The 3,121-nt window shown below is 67.5% G+C and carries 4 protein-coding genes and 1 tRNA gene; 2 read left to right on the top strand and 3 right to left on the bottom strand.

The features are described from left to right. The first annotated feature begins 31 nt into the window (after positions 1 to 31). Together J0670_RS34160 and J0670_RS34155 are read left to right on the top strand one after the other, a co-directional pair. Positions 32 to 103: transfer RNA gene (locus J0670_RS34160), tRNA-Val, on the top strand. A 242-nt stretch (positions 104 to 345) separates the two neighbouring features. Then, positions 346 to 1,488, top strand: a complete 1,143-nt coding sequence (locus tag J0670_RS34155; protein ID WP_207816230.1) for an MrcB family domain-containing protein — start codon at positions 346 to 348, stop codon at positions 1,486 to 1,488. A gap of 219 nt (positions 1,489 to 1,707) precedes the next feature. On the opposite strand, the gene J0670_RS34150 is transcribed toward J0670_RS34155, so the two are convergent. Genes J0670_RS34150 through J0670_RS34145 form a run of 3 tightly spaced genes read right to left on the bottom strand, consistent with a single transcriptional unit; the run spans position 1,708 to position 3,095 of the window. Beyond that, the gene (locus J0670_RS34150; RefSeq protein WP_307806815.1) at positions 1,708 to 2,562 is read right to left on the bottom strand and encodes a site-specific integrase; all 855 of its coding nucleotides are present in this window, start codon (positions 2,560 to 2,562) and stop codon (positions 1,708 to 1,710) included. Positions 2,563 to 2,577: 15 nt separating this feature from the next. Then, entirely contained in the window at positions 2,578 to 2,877 is a 300-nt protein-coding gene (locus J0670_RS40405) for a hypothetical protein (protein WP_307806814.1), read from the bottom strand. A gap of 41 nt (positions 2,878 to 2,918) precedes the next feature. Further along, positions 2,919 to 3,095 (bottom strand): excisionase family DNA-binding protein, encoded by a 177-nt coding sequence (locus J0670_RS34145; RefSeq protein WP_207816228.1) that lies wholly within the window; start codon positions 3,093 to 3,095, stop codon positions 2,919 to 2,921. Positions 3,096 to 3,121: the final 26 nt, after the last annotated feature.

The following is a 3,121-nucleotide window of genomic DNA, read 5'->3' as shown; positions in this document are numbered from 1 at the left end:
ACTCGTCGTGCGCCCGTCGGGCCACGAACGGGGGCGCGTAGCTCAGTGGTAGAGCGCTGCTCTTACAAAGCAGATGTCGGCGGTTCGAAACCGTCCGCGCCCACCCACCCGAAGGGCCAGTTCGGAGGCAACATCCTCCCGAACTGGCCCTTGATCGTTTCCGGGCTCCTACTCCTCCCGTGCCACCCACGTGCCAGATGCCCCCGGCTGCCCGAGCGCTTGGCGGACGGCCTCACCCATACGGTCGGCGATGGCGCGGTCCCGGTCGCTGGTCATGTGCTGGTAGATCAGCGCGGCCCGGGTGTTGCTGTGACCCTCGTGCCTCAGGGGTCTTGGCTACGCGGTATGAAGGAGACTTCCGTTTCGAACGACTGGGGGGATCGTCTGATGGACTTGCGTGACTACCTGCTGAACGTCGCCCGCACCTACGATCGGCATGCTCCGATGAACTCGGCCGCTCAGCGGCTGCTGCGTAACGCCAAGGACCATCTTCGGGACCTCACCCCGGCGGGCTACCGGGTCCGAGGCAGTGGGGGTATGGGTACTCCGACATTTACGCCTTGGATAGGCGTATTCCATCCGGACGAGACTGACGATCCCGGCCAGGGCCTGTACATCGTGTACTTGTTTGCCGAAGACCTAACGAGCGTAACGCTGATGCTCAATCAAGGGGTCACCCGCCTGAGCAAGGAACTGGCGGGGCGTTCCAACCGGCAGGACGAGCTCAGGGACTGGTTGAGGCGGGATGCTGAATCGTTCCGCCAGGCGGTGCCCGCCACGTTGCTCGAGGGTTGGGATACCGCTGTAGATCTGGGATCCAACGGCTGGCGCCAGCGGGCATATGAGGCCGGCAGCGTCGTGGCTAGGCGCTACAACATTGAGGACCTGCCGTCCGAAGTGGGGCTGCGGGCTGACCTGTGGCACCTGGCCGACATCTACCAGCGCGCTGTCGAAAGCCGTGACACGCCCTTTGCCAGCGGGGCCGACGTGGCAGTGCTCGACCCTAGTTCCCGTGTTGAGCCGGAGGAGGGCACGGATCCGCTGCGAGACTTCTACCCGAAGGACGATGCTGACTACGTCGCCCATCTCGTCGGCCGAAGGATCCGCAAGAAGCGCCGACACGAGACCTTGATCGCCGAGTTCGGTCCGGCCTTGGCCGGGGCCGGGTTCCGTGTGACCACTGACGTCCACCCGCGTGACCTCATGCTCCATCGAGGTGGCGATAGCTGGCTGGTGGAAGCCAAGGTCGTCTACAACGGGAACGCCACGGCAGCGGTTCGGGAGGCCGTGGGGCAACTCCTTTCCTACAGGCACTTCCTGCACCCGGACCCGCCGGCGCCGCGCCTAGTGGCCCTCTTCACTGAGACGGTCGGGGAAGGGTACGCGGCGTTCCTCGAAACCCTGGGCATCGCTGCGGTGTGGAAGGGGCCAGGGGGCTGGGAAGGGTCCGCCGCTGCGGTTCAGGACGGACTCGTCCCCGTGTCATAGCGGTATCGCTGGTCTGACCGGGGGCGGCTGATTGTTTGGGACGCTGCTGACGGTAGAACCTGACGGCAACGCCGGTGGACATGAGACGGCAGGAGGCAGCGCCTGGCTGGCGGGTCACAACTCAGATGTCGGCGGTTCGACACTGTCCGCGCCCACCCATGGAAGGGCCAGTTCGGAGGCTTGATCCTTCCGAACTGGCCCTTGGCCGTTTCCGGACTCCTACACGTCCCGCGCTACCCGCGTGCCAGATGCCCCCGGCGGCGTCCCCTGCTCGCCGAGCGCTTGGCGGACGGCTTCACCCATCCGGTCGGCGATTGCGCGGTCCCGGTCGCCGGTCATGTGCTGGTAGATCAGCGCGGCGCGGGTGCTGCTGTGGCCCATCCTGGTCATGAGCTCGCGGGTGCTGGCGCCGTTCTGCGAGGCGAGGGTGTTCCCGGTGTGGCGGAGGTAGTGGAAGTGGGCGTCCTCGCTCACCTTGGCGGCGGTGCGGGCCTTGATCCAGTCGTCGCGGAAGTTGCTCCGGCGGAGCTTGCCGCCGCGGGGTCCGATGAACAGGTGCCCATCCGGGCCGGGGCCCGCGTAGAGGTCGAGGTGGTGCGCCAGCTCATCGACGATCTCGGCGGGGAAGGCGACGGGGCGGAAGCCCGCACGACTCTTCGGCGCCTTGTCGTAGAGCCGGCCACTGTTCAGCTCCGCCTGGTTGCGCTGCACCCGGACGAGCCGGTTCGCGAGGTCGACGTCCCGTCGGCGGAGCGTGGCCAGTTCGCCGAAGCGGAGTGTGGTGAACGCGGTCAGCAGCACCAGGGCCCGCCAGCGCGGACCGATCGCGTCGGCGACGGCGAACACCTCGGTCACCGTGAGCACGGGCCGCTCCGGCACGTCGTAGGTGTCGGCCCCCTTGATCCGGCACGGGTTGCGCTGGATCAGCTCGTCGTCCACGGCAGTGTTCATGATCGCCCGCAGCAGTTGGTACGCCTTGACGACGGACGGGTCGCCGGCCCCGCCGTCGAGGAGGTTCGACCGCCAGGTACGGACGCGCGCCGGGGTGATCTCGGAGATCGTCCGATGGCCCAACCCAGGCTGGATGTACTAGCGGAGCGTGATGGCGTACCGCTCGCGCGTGCTCTCCTCCAACTTGCGATCCCGCAGCCAGGCGGCGGCGAAGTCCGCCAACTTGACCTTCCCGGCGTCCGGATCGGCCCACTTGTCGCGCTTGATGTCCGCCTCGATCAGGGTGAGCGCGACCTCGGCGTCCGTCTTGGTCGGGTAGGTCTCCTCACCCTTCCGGGTCAGGCCGGTGACCGGGTCCGGATAGCGGATCTGCCAGCGGCCGGAGGGCAGTTGGCGGACCGAGCCGAAGCGTCGGCGTTTTCTCTTGGCGTTCGCCATCAGGCAGCCCTCCTGAGCTGTGTGCGCCGGACGGTGGCCGGCTAGACGGTACGAGCGGTGATGGACTCGGCGATGGCCGAGGCCGGGATGCGGACGTGGCGTCCGAGCTTCACGAAGGCGATGCGTCGCTCGGCGATCAGCCGGCGGGGGAACCGCTCGGTGGTCCCGAGCAGTTCGGCAGCCTGGGCGGTGGTCAGGAGGGGGTCCGGGGGTGTCATGCTGCCTTCCTCTCGGGAGTGATGGC

The sequence above is a fragment of the Streptomyces sp. FH025 genome (genome assembly GCF_017427025.1).
Classification (GTDB): Bacteria; Actinomycetota; Actinomycetes; order Streptomycetales; family Streptomycetaceae; genus Kitasatospora.
This window is presented reverse-complemented; position numbering and strand designations above follow the sequence as displayed.

Coding starts and splice junctions, on each gene's coding strand:
- J0670_RS34155 (WP_207816230.1), top strand. CDS start 346: ATGAAGGAGACTTCCGTTTCGAACGACTGGGGGGATCGTCTGATGGAC.
- J0670_RS40405 (WP_307806814.1), bottom strand. CDS start 2,877: ATGGCGAACGCCAAGAGAAAACGCCGACGCTTCGGCTCGGTCCGCCAA.
- J0670_RS34145 (WP_207816228.1), bottom strand. CDS start 3,095: ATGACACCCCCGGACCCCCTCCTGACCACCGCCCAGGCTGCCGAACTG.